The sequence below is a fragment of the Bradyrhizobium icense genome (genome assembly GCF_001693385.1).
GTDB classification, from domain to species: Bacteria; Pseudomonadota; Alphaproteobacteria; order Rhizobiales; family Xanthobacteraceae; genus Bradyrhizobium; species Bradyrhizobium icense.
The window spans coordinates 8,060,876-8,081,598 of record NZ_CP016428.1 but is presented as its reverse complement, the minus strand read 5'-3'; the positions used below and the strand labels follow the sequence as shown (position 1 = coordinate 8,081,598).

The 20,723-nt window shown below is 63.1% G+C and carries 16 protein-coding genes; 11 read left to right on the top strand and 5 right to left on the bottom strand.

Translation table 11 applies throughout. The annotated features are described in order from the left end of the window. The first annotated feature begins 75 nt into the window (after window positions 1-75). The 6 genes from LMTR13_RS37380 (at window position 76) to LMTR13_RS37355 (ending at window position 5,951) form a co-directional block, all read left to right on the top strand. Complete coding sequence (locus LMTR13_RS37380) at window positions 76-2,793, top strand: hybrid sensor histidine kinase/response regulator (RefSeq protein WP_065732097.1); 2,718 nt, start codon at window positions 76-78, stop codon at window positions 2,791-2,793. Window positions 2,794-2,866: 73 nt separating this feature from the next. Continuing rightward, complete coding sequence (locus LMTR13_RS37375) at window positions 2,867-3,340, top strand: chemotaxis protein CheW (protein WP_065732096.1); 474 nt, start codon at window positions 2,867-2,869, stop codon at window positions 3,338-3,340. Between the two features lie 27 nt (window positions 3,341-3,367). After that, window positions 3,368-3,745, top strand: coding sequence for a response regulator (locus LMTR13_RS37370; protein WP_065732095.1), 378 nt, complete (start codon window positions 3,368-3,370; stop codon window positions 3,743-3,745). Window positions 3,746-3,786: 41 nt separating this feature from the next. After that, window positions 3,787-4,659 carry a CheR family methyltransferase gene (locus tag LMTR13_RS37365; RefSeq protein ID WP_065732094.1) on the top strand — a complete coding sequence of 291 codons (873 nt, stop codon included), beginning with the start codon at window positions 3,787-3,789 and terminating at the stop codon, window positions 4,657-4,659. A gap of 3 nt (window positions 4,660-4,662) precedes the next feature. After that, the gene (locus tag LMTR13_RS37360) at window positions 4,663-4,986 is read left to right on the top strand and encodes a pilus assembly protein PilZ (RefSeq protein WP_065732093.1); all 324 of its coding nucleotides are present in this window, start codon (window positions 4,663-4,665) and stop codon (window positions 4,984-4,986) included. A 323-nt stretch (window positions 4,987-5,309) separates the two neighbouring features. After that, window positions 5,310-5,951, top strand: coding sequence for a response regulator transcription factor (locus tag LMTR13_RS37355; RefSeq protein ID WP_065732092.1), 642 nt, complete (start codon window positions 5,310-5,312; stop codon window positions 5,949-5,951). Between the two features lie 98 nt (window positions 5,952-6,049). Here the strand turns inward: LMTR13_RS37355 and LMTR13_RS37350 are convergent, their stop codons facing one another. Together LMTR13_RS37350 and LMTR13_RS37345 are read right to left on the bottom strand one after the other, a co-directional pair. Beyond that, window positions 6,050-9,556, bottom strand: coding sequence for a PAS domain S-box protein (locus LMTR13_RS37350; protein ID WP_065732091.1), 3,507 nt, complete (start codon window positions 9,554-9,556; stop codon window positions 6,050-6,052). A gap of 350 nt (window positions 9,557-9,906) precedes the next feature. Then, window positions 9,907-10,626 carry a GntR family transcriptional regulator gene (locus LMTR13_RS37345; protein WP_065733304.1) on the bottom strand — a complete coding sequence of 240 codons (720 nt, stop codon included), beginning with the start codon at window positions 10,624-10,626 and terminating at the stop codon, window positions 9,907-9,909. A 113-nt stretch (window positions 10,627-10,739) separates the two neighbouring features. Here LMTR13_RS37345 and LMTR13_RS37340 point away from each other — a divergent pair, with 113 nt between their 5' ends. The 5 genes from LMTR13_RS37340 (at window position 10,740) to LMTR13_RS37320 (ending at window position 15,968) form a co-directional block, all read left to right on the top strand. Then, entirely contained in the window at window positions 10,740-11,747 is a 1,008-nt protein-coding gene (locus tag LMTR13_RS37340; protein WP_065733303.1) for an ABC transporter substrate-binding protein, read from the top strand. A gap of 5 nt (window positions 11,748-11,752) precedes the next feature. Continuing rightward, complete coding sequence (locus LMTR13_RS37335; protein ID WP_065732090.1) at window positions 11,753-12,517, top strand: ABC transporter ATP-binding protein; 765 nt, start codon at window positions 11,753-11,755, stop codon at window positions 12,515-12,517. A 12-nt stretch (window positions 12,518-12,529) separates the two neighbouring features. Continuing rightward, window positions 12,530-13,393: an ABC transporter permease gene (locus tag LMTR13_RS37330; protein ID WP_065732089.1), complete on the top strand. Its 864-nt coding sequence runs from the start codon at window positions 12,530-12,532 to the stop codon at window positions 13,391-13,393. Continuing rightward, entirely contained in the window at window positions 13,390-15,126 is a 1,737-nt protein-coding gene (gene araD / locus LMTR13_RS37325) for an L-arabinonate dehydratase (RefSeq protein ID WP_065732088.1), read from the top strand. The genes LMTR13_RS37330 and araD overlap by 4 nt, the downstream gene beginning before the upstream one ends. A gap of 122 nt (window positions 15,127-15,248) precedes the next feature. Beyond that, on the top strand, window positions 15,249-15,968 hold the full coding sequence (locus LMTR13_RS37320; RefSeq protein WP_065732087.1) for a ribonuclease activity regulator RraA: 720 nt from the start codon (window positions 15,249-15,251) through the stop codon (window positions 15,966-15,968). 218 nt (window positions 15,969-16,186) lie between these two features. On the opposite strand, the gene LMTR13_RS37315 is transcribed toward LMTR13_RS37320, so the two are convergent. The 3 genes from LMTR13_RS37315 to LMTR13_RS37305 all read right to left on the bottom strand — a co-directional run bounded on the left by LMTR13_RS37315 (window position 16,187) and on the right by LMTR13_RS37305 (window position 20,719). Further along, on the bottom strand, window positions 16,187-18,304 hold the full coding sequence (locus LMTR13_RS37315; protein ID WP_065732086.1) for a S9 family peptidase: 2,118 nt from the start codon (window positions 18,302-18,304) through the stop codon (window positions 16,187-16,189). A 245-nt stretch (window positions 18,305-18,549) separates the two neighbouring features. Beyond that, the gene (locus LMTR13_RS37310; protein ID WP_065733302.1) at window positions 18,550-19,734 is read right to left on the bottom strand and encodes a pyridoxal-phosphate-dependent aminotransferase family protein; all 1,185 of its coding nucleotides are present in this window, start codon (window positions 19,732-19,734) and stop codon (window positions 18,550-18,552) included. A 199-nt stretch (window positions 19,735-19,933) separates the two neighbouring features. Then, the gene (locus LMTR13_RS37305) at window positions 19,934-20,719 is read right to left on the bottom strand and encodes an LssY C-terminal domain-containing protein (protein ID WP_065732085.1); all 786 of its coding nucleotides are present in this window, start codon (window positions 20,717-20,719) and stop codon (window positions 19,934-19,936) included. Window positions 20,720-20,723: the final 4 nt, after the last annotated feature.

The following is a 20,723-nucleotide window of genomic DNA, read 5'->3' as shown; positions in this document are numbered from 1 at the left end:
ATTAACGTGGCCGTGAAATCCGCAGGGTTATTTTTGGAGAAGACCAGTATCTGAATTTCTAAAAGGCGTGCTCATATGGATGACCTGTTGCGGGAGTTCCTGACGGAGACCAACGAGAGCCTGGATACGGTCGACAATCAGTTGGTGCGGTTCGAGCAGGACCCGAGCGACGCGAAGATCCTGGATAACATCTTCCGCCTGGTCCACACCATCAAGGGCACCTGCGGCTTCCTGGGCCTGCCGCGGCTGGAAGCGCTCGCCCATGCCGGCGAGACCTTGATGGGCAAGTTCCGCGACGGCATGCCGGTCAAGGCCGAAGCCGTGACGCTGATCCTGTCCTCCATCGACCGCATCAAGGAAATTCTCGCCGGTCTGGAAGCCACCGAGACCGAGCCCGAGGGCACCGACGAAGACCTGATCGAGAAGCTGCATGCGATGGCCGAAGGCGGCCACCATGCGGAAGCGCATCCTGAACCGGCGCCTGCGCCCGTCGCGGCCGCGCCGCCGGCGAAGCCTCAGGTCACGTCGGGCACGCTGGTCGAGCAGGTGCTGGAACGCCCGTTGCGTCCGGGCGAGGTCTCGCTCGACGACCTCGAACGCGCCTTCCGCGAGACCGAGACCGAAGCCGCGCCCGCGCCGGTCGCCAAGGCTGCGCCGGCGCCTGAGGCGAAAGAAGCTGCAAAGGAAGCCAAGGCCAAGCCGGCCAAGCGTGCCGTCGCCGTCGAGGCCGACGGCGAGGTCGCCGACAAGATCGCCAACCAGTCGATCCGCGTCAACGTCGACACCCTCGAACATTTGATGACCATGGTCTCCGAGCTGGTCTTGACCCGCAACCAGCTCCTGGAAATCTCCCGCCGCAACGAGGACACCGAGTTCAAGGTGCCGCTGCAGCGGCTCTCCAACGTCACCGCCGAGCTGCAGGAAGGCGTCATGAAGACGCGGATGCAGCCGATCGGCAATGCCTGGCAGAAGCTGCCGCGCATCGTGCGCGACCTCTCCGGCGAACTCGGCAAGCAGATCGAACTGGAGATGCACGGCGCCGACACCGAGCTCGACCGCCAGGTGCTCGACCTGATCAAGGATCCCTTGACCCACATGGTGCGCAACTCCGCCGACCACGGCCTGGAGACCCCGGCCGAGCGGCTCGCGGCCGGCAAGGGCGAGCAGGGCACCATCCGGTTGTCGGCCTATCACGAGGGCGGCCACATCATCATCTGCATTGCCGATAACGGCCGCGGGCTGAACACCGAGCGGATCAAGACCAAAGCGCTGCAGAACGGTCTCGTCACCGAGACCGAGCTGGAGAAGATGACCGAAGCCCAGATCCACAAGTTCATCTTCGCGCCGGGCTTCTCCACCGCTGCCCAGGTCACCTCGGTCTCCGGCCGCGGCGTCGGCATGGACGTGGTGCGCACCAATATCGACCAGATCGGCGGCACCATCGACATCAAGAGCGTGGCCGGCGAGGGTTCAAGCGTCACCATCAAGATCCCGCTGACGCTCGCGATCGTCTCGGCCCTGATCGTGGAAGCCGCCGGCGACCGCTTTGCCATCCCGCAATTGTCGGTTGTCGAGCTGGTGCGCGCCCGCGCCAACTCCGAACACCGCATCGAGCGCATCAAGGATACGGCCGTCCTCAGGTTGCGCAACAAGCTGCTGCCGCTGATGCATTTGAAGAAGCTCCTCAAGATCGACGACGGCTCGTCCAGCGACCCCGAGAACGGCTTTATCGTGGTCACCCAGGTCGGCAGCCAGACCTTCGGCATCGTGGTCGACGGCGTGTTCCACACCGAAGAAATCGTGGTCAAGCCGATGTCGACCAAGCTGCGCCACATCGACATGTTCTCCGGCAACACCATTCTGGGCGACGGCGCCGTGATCATGATCATCGACCCCAACGGCATTGCCAAAGCGCTCGGCGCCTCCGGCTCCTCGGCCCATGAGATGGCCGACGAGGCCTCCGCGGCGCATGCCATGTCCGGCGAACAGCTCACCTCGCTGCTCGTGTTCCGCGCCGGCTCCTCGCAGCCCAAGGCGGTGCCGCTCGGCCTCGTCACCCGGCTGGAGGAGATCGCCACCGACAAGATCGAGCTCTCCAACGGCCGCTACATGGTGCAGTACCGCGAGCAGTTGATGCCCCTGGTGCAGATGGCCGGGGTCACCGTGCAGACGCAAGGCTCGCAGCCGATTCTGGTGTTCGCCGACGACGGCCGCTCGATGGGGCTCGTGGTCGACGAGATCATCGACATCGTCGAGGAGCGGCTGCACATCGAGGTCGCCGGCCAGCAGGACGGCATCCTCGGCTCGGCCGTGATCAAGGGCCAGGCCACCGAGGTGATCGACGTCGGCCACTTCCTGCCGATGGCGTTCGCCGACTGGTTCTCGCGCAAGGAGATGCGGGCCTCCTCGACGGCGCAATCGGTGCTCTTGGTCGACGACAGCGCCTTCTTCCGCAACATGCTGGCGCCGGTCCTGAAGGCCGCCGGCTACAAGGTGCGGGTCGCCGTCAACGCGCAGGAGGGGCTGTCGGCGCTGCGCTCGGGCCAGACTTTCGACGTGGTGCTGACCGACATCGAGATGCCCGACATGAACGGCTTCGAGTTCGCCGAGACGATCCGGGCCGACAACAACCTGAACACGATGCCGATCATCGCACTGTCCTCGCTGGTGTCGCCGGCGGCGATCGAGCGCGGGCGGCAGGCCGGCTTCCACGACTACGTCGCCAAGTTCGACCGTCCCGGCCTGATCGCGGCGCTGAAGGAACAGACCGCCGAGACCCGGCAAGCGGCTTAGAGCATGATCCGGAAAAGTGGGAACCGGTTTTCCGAAGAGATCATGCTCAAAACGAGAGAACGGTAACGAGCCAATGACAACCAAGACCGAGACCATCGAGGGCACCGTGGCCGAATACGTCACCGCCGTGATCGGCGGGCAATTGTTCGGCCTGCCGATCTCGCGGGTGCAGGACGTGTTCATGCCGGAACGGCTGACCCGGGTGCCGCTGTCCTCCGCCGAGATCGCCGGCGTGCTCAATCTGCGCGGCCGCATCGTCACCGTGGTCGACATGCGCGCCCGGCTGGGCTTGCCGAAGAACGACGACGGCAAGCCGCCGATGGCGGTCGGCGTCGATTTGCGCGGCGAATCCTACGGCCTCCTGATCGACCAGATCGGCGAGGTGCTGCGGCTGCCGGACAATGGCCGCGAGGAAAATCCCGTCAACCTGGATGCCCGCTTCGCCAAGCTCGCCGGCGGCGTGCACCGCCTCGACGGCCAGCTCATGGTCGTCCTCGACGTCGATCGCGTGCTCGAAATCATGCCGAAGACAGCCCTCGCAGCGTAGCGTCGCCATCAAGCAAGGAGGCCAAAAATGAAAACCTGTCTGGTCGTCGATGACTCCAGCATCGTGCGAAAGATCGCGCGCCGCATCCTGGAAGAAATGGACTTTCAGATCGTCGAAGCCGAGGACGGCCAGCAGGCACTCGAGGCCTGCAAGGAAGCCATGCCCACGGCGGTTCTGCTCGACTGGAACATGCCTGTCATGGACGGCTACGAATTCCTCGGCCATCTGCGCAGACTGCCCGGCGGCGACGCGCCCAAGGTGGTGTTCTGCACCACCGAGAACGGCATGGATCACATCTCGCGCGCGCTGCATGCCGGCGCCAACGAATACATCATGAAGCCGTTCGACAAGGACATCGTCGCGGCAAAATTCCAGGAAGTCGGTCTGGTCGCGCTCCCGGAATAGAGCCTGATCTAAATCTTATCGCTTGCCCTTGAGAGGCTCCCGTGACGCCGCCAGACTATGAGTATCTACGTAAGCTCCTGAAGGATCATTCCGGTCTCGACCTGTCCGCAGACAAGCAATACCTGATCGAAAGCCGCCTGCTTCCGCTGTCGCGCAAGTGCGGCGTGCCCGGCATCGGCGAACTCGTGCAGAAAATGAAGGGCGGATCGTCATCGATCATCGCCCAGGTGGTCGAGGCCATGACCACCAACGAGACCTTCTTCTTCCGGGACAAGGTGCCGTTCGAACACTTCCGCGATACGATCATGCCGGAGCTGTTGAAAGCGCGCGCCAGCCGCAGGAGCATCAGGATATGGTGTGCCGCCGGTTCAACCGGCCAGGAGCCGTATTCGCTTGCCATGTCGCTGAAGGAAATGGGCGCGGCGCTTGCCGGCTGGCGGATCGAGATCATCGCGACCGACCTGTCGCAGGAAGTGCTCGAAAAATCGAAGTCGGGCGTCTACAGCCAGTTCGAGGTCCAGCGCGGCCTTCCGATTCAGCTTCTTGTCAAATACTTCAAGCAGAACGGCGAACTGTGGCAGATCAGCCCGGAGCTGCGCGGCATGGTGCAGCATCGCCAGCTCAATCTGCTGCACGACTTCTCCCAGCTCGGCACCTTCGACGTTATCTTCTGCCGCAACGTCCTGATCTATTTCGATCAGGAGACCAAGATCAATATCTTTGGCCGCCTCGCCAAGGCGATGGAAGGCGATGGCTTCCTGGTGCTGGGCGCGGCGGAAACGGTCGTCGGCCTGACCGATGTCTTCAAGCCGTTCCCGGACAAGCGCGGCCTCTATCGGCCGAGCGGTGTGCGTGCCGCATCTCCGCAGGGCGCAACGGCAATGTCAAGAATCGCGGCAATGGCAGGACGGTGAGCGATGACAGAGGACGGCAAGGGCGCGGAGCGGGTTACGTTCAGCCGCGGCTATGATGTCTGCATCATGGCGATCGACGGGACCTGGCGCAGGGATTGCCAGCTCAACGCGATCTCGGATACCGACGCCGAACTGACCGTGGAAGGCTCCATTCAAGGCCTCAATCTCAAGGAGTTCTTCCTGCTGCTGTCGTCGACCGGCCTCGCCTATCGCCGGTGTGAGCTCGTTCGCGTCAACGGGACGGAAATGGACATCCGCTTCCTGAGAGGCAAGCACACCAAGAAAAAGTCGGGCGCGTCGTCAAAGTCCGAAGAGGCGATGAGCTGAAGCGGATGGCGCACGCTTTCTTGAACCTGCGATGGGCCGCGAGATCTGGGAAAAATACGCGCTGCAGCACGACATCGGCCGGCACTGATATACGTCGTCGAGCACGATGACGTTGGTGGAACTCTCGGGAGCGCCGGGAGAAATTTCCTGGCAATCATTTGTTCAATTGCCGCGTTTTGTGTAAGCGCACTCCTTAGTTACTTTTTAGGCGTGGGTTGCTACTTGTGCGTTAAGCCGTGGTCCCGTACAAATACGGTTCGGTATGGAGTTGAATACCGTTATCCGAGTGTGCGTCACATCCAACCACGCATGGACGATGGAACATGGCTGAAAAGGCCCCCTCCCGCGGGGAGATTTTCGTAGTCGATGACGACCCTGCCGTTCGCGACACGCTTTCGATGGTGCTGTCGGCAGCCGGCTATCAGGTCATATGTTTCGCCGATGGCGCAGCGCTGCTGGCGATTGCACGAACGCGAACGCCAGCCTGCATCCTGCTCGATGTGCATATCCCCGGTAAGTCCGGCCTCGATATTCTGAAAGAGCTTCATGGCGAGGACTACCCTGCGCCGATCTTCATGATCTCGGGACAGGGCGATATCGCCATGGCGGTGAGCGCCATCAAGAACGGCGCGCTGGACTTCATCGAAAAGCCGTTTCGCGGCAGCGAAATCGTCGCGAGACTCGATGAGGCGATCGAGGCTTACGCTCGCCGGCAGACACACAACGCGGCGTCGCGCATCGCGACCCTGCATTTCCCGGGACGCGAACCGCTCACGCGGCGCGAACGCGAGGTGCTGGAGCAGTTCACCGCCGGCGCTTCCAACAAGGAAGCGGGGCGGCATCTCGGGATCAGCCCGCGCACGATCGAGGATCACCGCGCCAATATCATGAAGAAACTCGGCGCGCGGAATGCCGCCGACCTGGTCCGCATCGTGATGACCACCCAGCGTCAGGGCCAAGTCTGATCGTAAGTTCCTGATCGTAAGGTCCTGATCGCAAGTCTGGTCGCAGGCAGGCCGGATCCGGCGCAGCCTTCCGCAGGATGCGGGCGCCGCCGTGGCGATCAATCGGCGAGCGCTTTCCGGATCATGATCGCCATATCCGATTTCCGATACGGCTTGGCGAGCAGCAATACGCCTTCGTCAAGTCGCCCGTGGTGAATGATGGCATTCTCGGTATAGCCCGAGGTGAACAGTACCCTTAGTCCGGGTCTGGCCTTTGCTATCTCGTCGGCGAGCTGGCGGCCGTTCATGCCGGGCATGATCACGTCGGTGAACAGCAGGTCGAACGCGTGGCCGGTATGGACCAGCGCGAGGGCTTCAGTGGCGTTCGCCGCATCGAGCGTGACGTAACCGAGTGAATGCAGTTGCGCCAGCACATAGTGGCGCACCAGCTTGTCGTCTTCCACCACCAGAATCGTTTCATGGCCGCCCTCGACGGCCGGCACCAGCGTAGCCTCGGCCGCCGGCAATGCGTCCATGGCCGGCGGTAGATACATCTTGATCGTCGTGCCATGGCCCTCTTCGCTGTAGATCATGATGTGACCGGCCGATTGTTTGATGAAGCCGTACACCATGCTCAGCCCGAGGCCGGTACCTTTGCCAGGTCCCTTCGAGGTGAAGAACGGATTGAATACCTTGTCGAGCATCGCAGCCGGAATGCCGGTTCCGGTATCGCTCACCGCAATCGTGGCGTAGCGACCGGGTCGGACGTCGCTGTGCATCCTCGCATAATTGTCGTCGAGCATGACGAAGCCGGTCTCGATGATGAGCTTGCCTCCATCGGGCATGGCGTCGCGGGCGTTCAGAGCCAGATTGAGAATCGCGGTGGCGAGTTGATTGGGATCGACGATCGCCGGGCACGTCTCGTCTTCGAACACGGATTCGATCTCGACATGCTCGCCGAGCGTTCGCTGCAGCAGTTTAGCGGTGTCGATGATCAGCGTGTTGACGTCGGTTACCTTCGGTTCCAGCGGCTGCTTGCGCGCGAAGGCGAGCAGGTGCTGGGTGAGGTCTGCGCCGCGCGAGGCCGCCTCGTCGATCATTCGCGTGATGGCGGCAAGCTGCGGTTCGCCCTTGACGGCGTCCGCCAGGATTTCGATCGTTCCCGTGATCACCGTCAGGATGTTGTTGAAGTCGTGAGCGATGCCGCCGGTGAGCTGCCCCATCGCCTCCATCTTCTCGGCCTGCCGGATTCTGTCCTCGGCCGCGATCTGGTCGGTGAGATCGCGCATGAAGCCGTTGAAAACGAATCCGTTGCGCCGCCGCAGCGCGGTGACGCTGAGCTCGACCTTGATTTCCCTTCCGTCGCGCCGCATCGCCTCGATCTCAAACCTGCGGCCCAGGATGGCGGCCTCGCCGGTGCGCAGAAACCGCTCCAGGCCGGCTCTGTGCACATCGCGGTGGACGTCGGGAATGATCAGCTCGCTCAGCCGGGTGCCGACCGCTTCCGCGCGCGACCAGCCGAAGATCTTCTCCGCCTGCGAGTTCCAGTCGGTGACGATGCCCTGATCGTCCATCTGCACGAAGGCATCGAGCGCGGTGTCGATGATGCCGCGTGCGAGCTGTTCGCTTTCGCGCAACGTCTCTTGCGCCAAGCGGCTCTCGGTCATGTCGCGGCCGACGAAGAAAAAGCGCTTGACCGGCTCGGACCATGTCCCGAGCCATGAAAGCCATACCGCCTGTCCATTCTTGTGGAAGCAGCGCGTGTCCGAAATCTTCGGACGTTCGCCGCGCCGCGCCGCGCGCATTTCCTGGCGGGAAGTTTCGAGATGGTCGGGGTGGATGAAATCCTCGCCGCTGCGGCCGATCATCTCCTCCGGCCGATAGCCCAGTATGGCCTCGCAGCTCGGGCTGATTTGAACCAGGAATCCCCGAGAATCCATCACCATGATCAGATCCTGCGAGGTCTCGAAGATGCGACGAAGCTCTTCGGTCTGTTGCCGCAGCACCTGCCTGGTCTTGTTGGTTTCGGTGATATCGCGCGTCACCTTGGAGATGCCGATGGTCGCGCCTGAGGGGGCCTTGATCGGGGAAACGCTGAGCGAGACTTCGATCCGGCTGCCATCTTTTCGCAGGCGGACGGTTTCATGTTGCTCGATGCGTTCGCCCGAGCCGATTCGGCGCAACGTGTCATGCACTTCGGGCAGCCGATCCATCGGAACGAGCAGGGTAATGGTCTTGCCCACGATTTCCGCAGCCGTGTACCCGTACAGCCGCTCGGCGGCCGAATTCCAGCCGGTGACCGTGCCATTGAGCGACGTCGTGATGATGGCGTCATTGGAGGACTCGACCGCCGCGCTGAACAGCCGTTCGCGCTCGGCATGATGGTCACGCGCGGCTACGGTGCGGCGATGCTCCTGGACCTCGTGCTGGAGTGCAGCGGTCTTTGCATTGATCTCTTCGACCGCTTGCGCGAACGCACGCGCGAGCACGCCGGTCTCGCCGCCTGCATCGACTGGGATGGCGACCTTCTTGCTGCTGGCCACCCCCTGTACAGCTTCGGTCAGCCGGACGATCGGCCGGGTCAACGACCTCGCGATCAGCAGGGCCAAAACTGCCGCTCCCAACACAGCGATCGCTCCGACAAGAAGGGAAGTATTCCTTATGCTCGCAGCCGGCGCCATGATGACGGCGTTCGAGGTGGTTTCGATCACCCCAACCCATTCGGAACTGGCCAGGACGGCGGGAGCAAACGCTATCCCGTTGGACCGCCCAGCCTGGTCCGGTACGATATCGGCACTGCCTTGCTTTGCCTCGGCCTGCGACGCCAGATGCGGGAAGTCGGCTTTCCAGTCGTTCGGCCTGCCGAGCAAGGCGCCGAATTCGCGCGAACGATCGGGGTGGATGAGATAGTCGCCCTCCTTGTTGACGACGTAGATCGTCTCGCCCGGCCACGCCGATGCCCGGATACGGTCGAACGCGCGCCGCATATCGACATTGACCATGAAAATGCCGAACAGTTTGCCGTTGTCTGCGAAGATCGGCGTCGCGACGCGAAGCGTCGGCCTGTGCACTTTCTCGATGAGTCCGGCGAAGCGACCCAAGTCGAGCGGCGAGACGTAGATTTGGCCGGGACGCAGTCGGATCGTTTCCTGGAAATAGCCGCGATTACTTCTCTTCAGCAATTGTGATTCAGCAACGATCCGAACCGTGCCGTTTGGTCCGTTTCGGTCGACGCGGACGACCTCACGCCCGTCATCGTCGAGGCCGATAATCCGAAACATCGCATAGGTCGGCTTGGCTTCGAGTTCCGCTGCGAAACGTGCCGCGATCCGGTCGCGCCAGACTTTTTCAGAGACGCCGTCGATCGGATCGGTGCCGCCCGCCATGCGGGCGCGGACCAGCCCATGCAATGCCACCGCCGAACGAAAGCCCGCAACATCTCCGGTCGCGCTCGCCGCGTAATATTCCAGATCGGTCGCGAGCTGCCGCGAATGCGTTTCGATGCGGTCGCGGGCGCGCTGCAGCAGCGCCTGTTCCAGATTGCGATAGCTCAGCCATCCGACCGCGGTAACCGCGATCGCGACCAACGCAATCATCGCGATGGCTAACCTGGTCGTGAGCGTCATGTCGGTGTTCGCTTGCCTCCCGCTTCGCTCCGGCAATCCACCGGACGAATCGGATGCTATGGCGCATTACGGGGAGGAGGCAACACCGGGGCGCGGTGAGCTACGACCAATATCTTCGCCAAGTAAAAAGTTCTCCGGGCTCCGCTGGAATCAATCAACGGCAGGTTGCGAACATTGCGGAATCCGCGTCTCGCGGCGACTGTTCCCCGGCAGGAACGTTCCCGTTGGGCGCCAAAATGCCGGTACAAAATGCCGACATCCGCATGTTGCTGGGCAGACATATACGAAGCGCTGCGCCGGCGCGCGTGATTCGTCCGAGTAGCCTGCGCACGCAGCCAATGCAGCCGGAATCAGTTGCTGAGATATTCGGGATAGCGCGAGCGGATCTGGTCGAGTTCGCTCAGTGTGCCCGACAGATGGGTACGCAGGTGCTTCTGCGCCGCTTCGGGTTCGCCGGCCTCGATCGCTTTTGCAATCAGCTTGTGATGCCGCAGGATATCCTGCGCCTTGCCGGGGGAAGGCAGATGCAGCCGGCGCAGCCGGTCGATATGTCCGCTGCGGCTGCGCACCAGCGACCAGATGTCCTGCTTATCCGTGGCGGCATAGAGCTGGGCATGGAACTCGTTGTCGGCGGCCATGAATTTCTCGAAGTCGCCGGTTTTCGCGAATTGCTGCTGGCGGACAATGATCGAATGGAGCTCGGCGGCGAAGGCTTCGTCATGGCGCATCGCCAGTATGCGAACGATCTCGAGCTCGACCGCCTGCCGCAGGAAATGCGCCTGCTGCGCCAGCCGCACGTCGACCCGGCTGACGACCGTGGCATATTGCGGAAAAACTTCGACCAGCCCTTCTTCCTCGAGCCGCATCAGCGCATCGCGGATCGGTGTCGAACTCACGCCGAATTGTCCGGCCAGTGCGGCGCGCGACAGTGGCGATCCCGGCGGCAGCTCCAGCGAAATGATCATGCCGCGCAGGCGCTCGAACACCTGCGGCGCGGCCTGGCGGTCGCGATCGAGCCGATCGGCGGAACGGAGGGTCGCGCGGCGGGGGGCGGCTTGCAGTGGAACCATCGAGCGGACCGGTTGGGTTTCAGAAGACGCTTGCTTCAGATGCACTAATACATTAGTGCATCTCCCTCGAAGCGTCAATCAGACGCCGGAGGAGATGCACAATGAAAAACGGGATGTGGCGCGCCTGCGCGGGCGCAATTGCGGCCCTTGCCATGATGCTGCCGGGCTCGCCGGCGTCGGCGCAACAAAAGGCCGAGATTTCGCTGTCGCGGCAGCCGGGCATCTTCTACATGCCCTCGCACATCATGGAAAAGCACAAGCTGATCGAGAAGCATGCCGCTTCTCTCGGCGCATCAGGCGTCACCACCAAATGGATCAACTTAAGTGGCGGCGGCGCACAGACCGACGCGCTCTTGGCCGGCAGCGTCGATATCCTCAACACCGGGACCGGTAATCTCTTGCTGCTGTGGGACCGCACCCGCGGCGGCGTCAAGGGCATCGTCGCCACCTCGGCGCAGCCGATGACGCTGATCAGCCGCGATCCGAATATCAAGTCGATCAAGGATTTCGGCCCGAACGACAAGATCGCGGTGCCGACGGTCAAGGTCTCGACGCAGGCGATCGTGTTGCAGATCGCAGCCGCAGAAACTTTCGGTGCCGACCAGTGGTCGAAGCTCGATGCCAACACCGTGCAGCTCGGCCATCCCGACGCCTATGTGGCGCTGACCAACGCGCAGCACGAGGTGCGCAATCACTTCTCGATCCCGCCGTTCACGTTCCTCGAACTGAAGAACGTCCCCGGCGCACATGTGGTGCTGTCCTCGCCCGACGTGATGGGCGGACCGCTCAGCCAGGCGCAGTTCTTCACGACAACCAAATTCGCCGATGCCAATCCAAAGATCGTGCAGGCGGTGCGCGACGCCACCAAGGAAGCGCAGGACTTGATCCGCCGTGACACCAAGGCAGCGGTTGAGATCTACAAGGAAGTAACCGGCGACAAAACCAGCGTCGAGGATCTGCTGGCGTGGCTCAAGGAGCCCGGCATGATGGAATGGAACCTGCAGCCGCAGGGTACCATGAAATTCGCTGCCCATTTGCACAAGGTCGGTACGCTGAAGACCATGCCAAAGGCGTGGACCGACTATTACCTGCCGGTCGCACACGACCTCAAGGGCAACTGAGCGACATGTCCGCGCTTCTCGACGTGAGTGACGTAACGCTGCGCTACAAGACTTCGAGCGCGGTCGTGACCGCGACCGAGCGGGTCAGTTTTACGGTCGATCGTTCCGATCGCTTCGTGCTGCTCGGCCCCTCCGGTTGCGGCAAGTCGACGCTGTTGAAAGCAGTCGGCGGCTATATGAAGCCGAGCGAAGGCAAGATGCGGATCTCGGGGCGGGAGATATCCGAGCCTGGCGCCGACCGCATGATGATCTTCCAGGAGTTCGACCAGCTCCTGCCGTGGAAGACGGTGCTCGAAAACGTCATGTTTCCGCTGTTGATGACGCGGAAATTGCCGCGCAAGGAAGCGGAGATGCGGGCGCGGGCCTATATCGAGAAGGTCAGCCTCACCCGCGTCGTCGATGCCTATCCGCACACGCTGTCCGGCGGCATGAAGCAGCGCGTCGCGATCGCGCGCGGCATGGCGATGGAGCCGGATATTCTTTTGATGGACGAGCCGTTCGCCGCGCTCGATGCGCTGACGCGGCGTACCTGCCAGGACGAATTGCTGCAGCTCTGGGCGGAGACCAAGTTCACCGTCCTGTTCGTTACCCATTCGATTGCGGAAGCGATCAAGATCGGCAACCGCATCCTGCTGCTGTCGCCGCATCCCGGCCGGGTCAAGGCCGAGGTGGTCGACGTCGACAAGGTTTCCGGCGAGGACGGCAGCGCGGCACGGCTGGAGAAGCAGATCCATGATCTCTTGTTCGCCGACACTGCGACAGCCCACTAGGAGGAGCGCGCGATGGGCGAAGCAAGAATCCTGCTGCGCGACGCCGCCGACGCAACCGCGGTTGTGCCGGCCGAGGTCGAGCGCAAGCTCACGGTGCTGGAACTGCTGTGGAACGACGGCTTCGTTCGCAAGGCCGTCATCATCCTCTTTCTCGCGGCGGCATGGGAGGCCTATGGCACCTTCCTCGACAACCCGCTGCTGTTTCCGACCTTTCACGACACCGTCGTCACGATGTTCGACCGGGTGCGCGACGGTACCATTCCGTTGCGCGCCTGGGCATCGTTGAAGGTGCTGTTCATGGGATACGGCGCCGGCATCGCGCTGGCCGCCATTTTCACGATTCTTGCGATCTCGACCCGCATCGGCACGGATTTTCTCGAAACCATCACCGCAATGTTCAATCCGCTGCCGGCAATCGCGCTGCTGCCGCTGGCGCTGATCTGGTTCGGCCTCGGCAACGGCAGCCTCGTCTTCGTGCTGATCCATTCGGTGCTGTGGCCGGTCGCGCTCAATACCCACTCCGGCTTCAAGAGCGTGTCGAACACGCTGCGCATGGTCGGCCGCAATTACGGCCTGCGCGGCTTGCCCTACGTATTCCGCATCCTGATCCCTGCCGCCTTCGCCTCGATCCTGACGGGCCTGAAGATCGGTTGGGCGTTTGCCTGGCGTACGCTGATCGCCGCCGAGCTCGTGTTCGGCGTGTCGTCGGGGCAGGGCGGCCTCGGCTGGTTCATCTTCGAAAACCGCAATCTCCTGGATATCCCCGCCGTGTTTGCCGGACTGTTGACCGTGATCGTGATTGGCCTGATCGTGGAGAACCTGATCTTCCGCACGATCGAGCGCAACACCGTCCAGAAATGGGGCACGCAGTCATGAGCAACAAGAAGAACCCCGCCGACCTCCGCAGCGCGCGCTGGTTCGCGCCCGACGACCTCCGCGCCTTCGGCCACCGCTCGCGCGCCATGCAGATGGGCTACGCGCCGGAGGAATGGAGGGGCCGGCCGGTGATCGCGATCCTCAACACCTGGTCGGACGCGCAGCCCTGCCACATGCATTTCAAGAGCCGCGTCGACGACGTCAAGCGTGGCATCCTGATGGCCGGCGGATTCCCGATGGAACTGCCGGCGCTGTCGCTGTCGGAATCGTTTTTGAAGCCGACCACCATGCTCTACCGCAACATGCTGGCGATGGATGCCGAGGAATTGCTGCGCGGCCATCCCGTCGATGGCGTCGTGTTGATGGGCGGCTGCGACAAGACCACGCCGGGGCTTTTGCTCGGCGCCACCAGCATGAACCTGCCGACGATCTATCTGCCGGCGGGGCCGATGCTGCGCGGCAACTGGAAGGGCAAGACGCTGGGCTCTGGCTCCGACGCCTGGAAGTACTGGGACGAGCGCCGTGCCGGAAAGATCTCCGACAAGGACTGGGTCGACGTCGAGGCCGGCATCGCCCGCAGCTACGGCACCTGCATGACCATGGGCACCGCCTCGACCATGACGGCGATTGCGGAATCGATCGGCATGACGCTGCCGGGCGCGTCCTCGATTCCCGCAGCCGACGCCGGTCACATTCGCATGGCTTCCGGATGCGGCCGCCGCATCGTCGAGATGGTGTGGGAGGATCTGACGCCGGACAAGATCCAGACCCGAAAGGCGTTCGAGAATGCGATCACGGTCGCGATGGCGATGGGCTGCTCGACCAACGCGATCATCCATCTGATCGCGCAGGCGCGCCGCGCCGGCCAGGATATCGGGCTCGACGATTTCGAGAAGGCCAGCCGCAAGGTGCCGGTGATCGCCAACGTGCGGCCGAGCGGCGACGAATATCTGATGGAGGATTTCTTCTATGCCGGCGGCCTGCCGGGCCTGATGAGCCGCATCAAGCAGCATCTGCATCTCGACGCCATGACCGTTACCGGCCAGACGCTCGGCGACAACATCGCGCGGGCCGAAGTCTACAATGACGACGTTATCCGCACGATCGAGCACCCGATCTACAAGGAGGGCGCACTGGCCGTGCTCAAGGGCAATCTCGCGCCCGACGGCTGCGTGATCAAGCCGAGCGCCTGCGAGCCGCGCTTCCTCAAGCACACCGGGCCGGCGCTCGTGTTCGACGATTATCCCTCGATGAAGAAGGCGATCGACGATCCCGAGCTCGACGTCACGGCCGATCACGTGCTGATCCTGCGCAACGCCGGACCGCAGGGCGGGCCGGGCATGCCGGAATGGGGCATGCTGCCGATTCCGACAAAACTGGTGAAGCAGGGCGTGCGCGACATGGTGCGGCTGTCGGACGCGCGCATGAGCGGCACCAGCTATGGCGCCTGCATCCTGCATGTCTCGCCGGAATCCTGGATCGGCGGCCCGCTGGCGCTCGTGCGCAATGGCGACAAGATCACGCTCGACGTCAGCGCCCGCACCATCAACCTCGATGTGCCGGAGGCGGAGCTGGCAATGCGCCGCGCCGAATGGAAGGCGCCGGAGCCGCGTTACGAGCGCGGCTATGGCTGGATGTTCACCCGCCACATCAAGCAGGCCAATGAGGGCTGCGACTTCGATTTTCTGGAGACGGGTTTTGGGGCGCCGGTCGGTGAGCCGCCGATTTACTGACTGTCGTTCCGGGGCGCGAAGCGCGAACTATGGTGCGCACTTGCGCACCTGAGAACCTCGAGATTCCGGATTCGCTCGCTGACGCGAGCGCTCTGGAATGACGACGAAGAAAGCGAGAAACCATGACAAAACTGAGCGACGCCACCCGCAACAAACTCAAAACTGTCTCCACCGCCACCGTCGCCACCGCGCTGTTCAAGCGCGGCTTCCGCATCCAGATGATTCAGGACGTGCACGCCTTGGGCCCCGACCAGCCGACACTTGTCGGCGAGGCCTTTACGCTGCGCTACATGCCGGCGCGCGAGGACCTCAACAAGATCGAAGTGTTTCGCGACCGCTCCCATCCGCAGCGCAAGGCGATCGAGGATTGCCCGCCCGGGGCGGTGCTGGTGATGGACAGCCGCAAGGACGCCCGCGCCGCGTCCGCCGGCGCCATCCTCGTGACGCGGCTGATGCAGCGTGGTTGCGCCGGCGTCATCACCGACGGCGGCTTTCGCGATTCCGTGGAGATCGCAAAGCTCGGCTTCCCGGCCTATCACCACCGCCCGAGCGCGCCGACCAACCTCACGCTGCACCAGGCGATCGAAATCAACGTGCCGATCGGCTGCGGCGACGCGCCGGTGTTTCCCGGCGACGTCATCCTCGGCGATGCCGACGGCGTTATCGTGATCCCCGCGCATCTGGCCGACGAGATCGCCGACGAGGCGGTCGAGATGACCGCGTTCGAGGATTTCGTCACCGAGCAGGTCGGCAAGGGTTGCGGCATTTTCGGGCTCTATCCGGCGACCGATCCGCAGACGATGACGGATTTCGCGGAGTGGCGAAAGAAGAACGGGCGGTGAGTCGTACCCAACTCCGCGGTCGTTCCGGGCAAGCGACCTGTCCGCCGTAGCTCGAAGAGAAGGCGGAAGCCGCGTCCCGGGACCCAACATAGCCACCGGCTTGCGTTGTTACGGCGATCGACGCCCATCGCGTAACACGGATAGATTCCGCGGTATGGGTCCCCGCGTTCGCGGGGACGACGAACGAGTTGCTTTCTACTTCGCCGAACGGAGCTGGCTCACGCCTCCGCCTTCTCCGCCAGCCCCACTGCCCACAGCGCAAACGCGTACGCGATCGCGACTTCATCGAGCCGGTTGAATCGCCCGGACGCGCCGCCGTGGCCGGCGCCCATGTTGGTGCGCAACAGCACCGGGCCGCCGCCCGACATCGTCGCGCGCAACCGTGCGATCCACTTGGCCGGCTCCCAATAGGTAACGCGCGGATCGGTCAGGCCGCCCATCGCGAGCACAGCGGGATACTCCTTCGCCGCGATATTGTCGTAGGGCGAGTACGACAAGATGGTGCGGAAATCCTTTTCGCTTTCGATCGGGTTGCCCCATTCCGGCCATTCCGGCGGCGTCAGCGGCAGCGTATCGTCGAGCATCGTATTCAAGACATCGACGAACGGCACTTCGGCGACAATGCCGGCGAACAGCTCGCCGGCGCGGTTGGCGACCGCGCCCATCAGCATGCCGCCGGCGCTGCCGCCATGGCCGACGATGCGTTTGGCGCTGGTGTATTTTGCCTCGATCAAGGCGCGGCCTGCGGCGGCGAAATCATCGAACGAATTGGTCTTCTTCTCGCGCTTGCCGTCGAGATACCAGCCCCAGCCCTTGTCCGCGCCGCCGCGGATATGCGCGATCGCATAGACGAAACCGCGATTGACCAGCGACAGCCGGTTGGTGGAGAACGAGGCCGGCATTGCCATGCCGTAGGAGCCGTAGCCGTAGAGCAAGAGCGGCGCGGTGCCATCGCGCACGAGGTCCTTGCGGTGCAGGATCGAGACCGGCACCAAAGCGCCATCATGCGACGTCGCCATGATCCGCGTGGTGACATAGTGGGCCGGGTCATGCCCGGACGGAATCTCCTGCCGCTTGCGCAAGACGCGCGTTCGCCTGGCCATGTCGTAGTCATAGACTTCCGACGGCGTCGTCATCGACGAATAGGAAAACCGCAGATTGGTGGTTTCGAATTCGTAGCTGCCCATGGTGTCCAGCGAATACGCCGCCTCGTCGAAGGCGATGGCGTGCTCTTCGCCGTTAGCCAGATCGCGGATGATGATCGCGGGCAGCGCATTGGCGCGCTCCAGCCGCACCATGTGGCCGGCGTAGAGTTCGACATCGAGCACATACACGCCCTCGCGATATGGAATCAGGTCACGCCAGTTGGCGCGTTCGGGCGAGGCGAGCGGCGCGGTGACGACCTTGAAATCGATCGCGTCATCCGCATTGGTGAGAATGAACAATTCGTCGCCGCGGTCGGCGATCGAATACTGCACGCCTTCTTCGCGTGCCGCGACCAGCCGCGGTGACGCCTCGGGATTGGCGAGATCGATCAGCCGTTGCTCGGAGGTTTCGTGATCGCCGCCGGCAATCACGCAGAACCGCCCGGAAGAACTCTCGTGCAGATGGGTGAACCAGCCGGAATCCTTTTCTTCATAGACCAGCGTATCGTCGGCCTGCTTGGTGCCGAGCTTATGACGCCAAACCTGCATCGGGCGGTGGTTGTCGTCGAGCTTCACATAGAAGAAGCTTTGACAGTCCTTGCTCCAGACGATGCCACCGTCGGTTTCCTCGACGACGTCGTCGCGATCGGTGCCCGTGGCCCAGTCGCGCACGCGGATCGAAAAGTACTCCGAGCCCTTGGTATCGGCGCTCCATGCGTGCAGCTTGTGGTCGGGCGAATGCCGCGCGCTGCCGAACTTGAAATACTCATGGTTCTTGGCGAGGGCGTCGCCATCGAGCACGATCTTGACATCGCCGCCATCGCGCGGCGTGCGGCCGAACATTTCATGCTGCCCGCCTTCGCGAAACTTTCGCAAGTAGGCGAACGGGCCGTCCGGCGAGGGCACGCTGGAGTCGTCCTCCTTGATCCGTCCGCGCATTTCCGCGACAAGCTTCTTCTGCAGGACGGCGGTGTGGCCGAGCAGGCTCTCGGTGTAGTCGTTTTCCGCTTCCAGATATTTTCGGATGTCTGCATCGAGGATCGAGGGATCGCGCAGCACCTCCTGCCAATTCGGATCCTTCAGCCATGCATAATCGTCCTGCACGGTGATGCCGTGCGTTGTGAAGGTGTGGGGACGACGTGGTGCGAAGGGGGCGGTCTGTGAAGGCTTCTTGGCAGTTGCTTGTGTCACGCGGTCCTCGTCGGTCCTGAAAGGTCCCGCTTATATCGGGATAGATGGCGGAATTGCCAGATGGATGCTAGTCCATCGCTGTCGTCCCGGCCAAGCCAACGGGTCGCGCGAATGCGCGCCCGATGACGGGCTCCGCGCGAGCCGGGACCGCACGCCTCGGCGAGTGGAATTGCACAACAGGAGACCGCTTCGCCTATAACAGAGGCCTGTGGCATGGGTACCTGCGAAAGCAGGGACGGCGGCTTCTATGCCACCACGTTCTCGCCGAGATATTCGATTGCGGCTTCGGTTCCGCCCTTGCCATGGGGAATGTCGAGCGCATTGAGGCCGACCTCGACGACGCCGAGCGTGCCCAAAATCATCGGCGCGTTGACATGGCCCATATGGGCGATGCGAAAGGCCTGGCCGGACAAATCACCAATCCCGGTGCCGAGCACCACGCCGCATTTCTCCTTGCAGTAGCGCTGCAGCGCCAAAGGATCGTGGCCGTTCATGGTCACTGTCGTCACGGTGTTCGAGCGCTCATTGGCCTCCGCGATGTTGAAGCCGATCACCTGGCCCTCGCCCCACACAGCCACCGCGCGGCGCACCGCTTCGGCGAGCAGGCGATGGCGCAGATACGCGTTCTCCAGCCCTTCCGTCTGGAGCATGTCGATCGCCTTGCGCAGCGCGAACAACAGATGCACCGGGGCAGTGCCGGCATATTTGCGGTAGTGCTCGCTGCCCTCGCGCTCGGTCCAGTCCCAGTAGGGCGTGCGGAGGTTGGCCTTTTTATGCACCTCGCGGGCGCGGTCGTTAGCAGCGACAAAACCTAAGCCCGGCGGCGTCATCAGGCCCTTCTGCGAGCCGGACATCGCGACGTCGATACCCCACGCGTCCATCTCGAATGGCATGCAGCCGAGGGAGGCCACAGTATCGACCATGAACAGCGCGGGATGTCCGGTCGATTTGATCGCCTTGCCGATCGCTTCGATATCGTTATAGGCGCCGGAAGCCGTATCGACCTGCACGGCGACGATCGCCTTGATGGTGTGGTCCTTGTCCTGCCGCAGCCGCGCCTCGACCTCGCCGGCGCGGATCGCGCGGCGCCAGTCGCCCCTGAGCACCTCGACCTCGGCGCCCATCGCAGCCGCCGCCTGGCCCCAGCCGATCGCAAAGCGTCCGCTTTCCAGGACCAGCACCTTGTCGCCGCGCGACAACACGTTGGAAAGCGTCGCTTCCCACGCGCCATGGCCGTTGGCGATGTAGATGTAGGATTTGCCTTTGGTGGCGAACAGCTTCGAGAGATCGGCGAGCAGGCTTTCGGTCAGTTGCACCATCTGATCGGAATAGATGTCGAGCGCTGGGCGGTGCATCGCCTGCAGCACTTCGTCGGGCATGGTGGTGGGTCCCGGGATGGCCAGAAATTCCCGGCCCGCGCGAACGGTCATTTGTTGTTTTTCCTTAATCGGCAGATACGCGAAATCGAGCGTGAGGTTTGGTTGAGATAATATTCGATCAAGGGCGTCATTGCGAGCCACCGGGTCGCACAAAAATGTGCGCCCGATGACAGGCTCCGCGAAGCAATCCAGAGTCGCAAAAAGGATCAAATTGCTCTGATTGCTCCGCGCCTCGCGATGGCCGCGCAAACTATCTCCCCACCGCATTGGCGATCGCGCGCCAGATCTGGTCCTTCAATTCGGTCGCCGTCGGGCTCGGGATCGTCGCCGCAGGCCCTTCGCGCTTCTTGCATGCCTCGACCAGCCGTAGCACCCAGATTTCGCCGTCGGTGTAGTAGAGATCGCCGCCGCCGTTCCGCCCTGCGACCGTGGGGCCGATGCCGGTGACCTGATATTTCGCTTCCACCATGCCGGCATTGTCGAGATCGGCCGCAAGCAGCGCGCGCTCGGTGTCGAGATCGGGCGAGATGTGGTGCGTGACGGCGGCGGTGTATCGGCTGACGCCGACGCCGCGATCTTCCGTCGCCGCGCCCAGCCAGACCGGACGCTTCTCCTCGCCGCTGTCCAGCACCTTCCAGTAGCGCACATGGTTGCGGCGGTCGGCGCTGCTTCCGATCGGCTTTTCATAGGCGAGATCTTCGCGGCGGCCGAGATAATACAGGTTGCTCACCGGCGCGTCCTTGTACGGCCTGTCGAGCAGCACGCTGCCGATGATCTCGATCGAGGATTTCAGCGTGATCCGGTCGGCCGGATACCATCCCGCAGCATGCATGGCGCAGACCACGTCGCGCTCATCGCCGATCAGTCCGACATTCATGGGATCGCCGGGGATGCCCTGTGCGGTGCGCGTCACCATCGGCATGTCGGCCAGCCCGCGCTGATGCTCGTAATGCGTCCAGAACAGCGGCAGCAGCAGATAGGCGAACAGACCGTAACCGCCGAGGATGACGAGCGTGAACATCGCCGCCCGCCGCATTCCG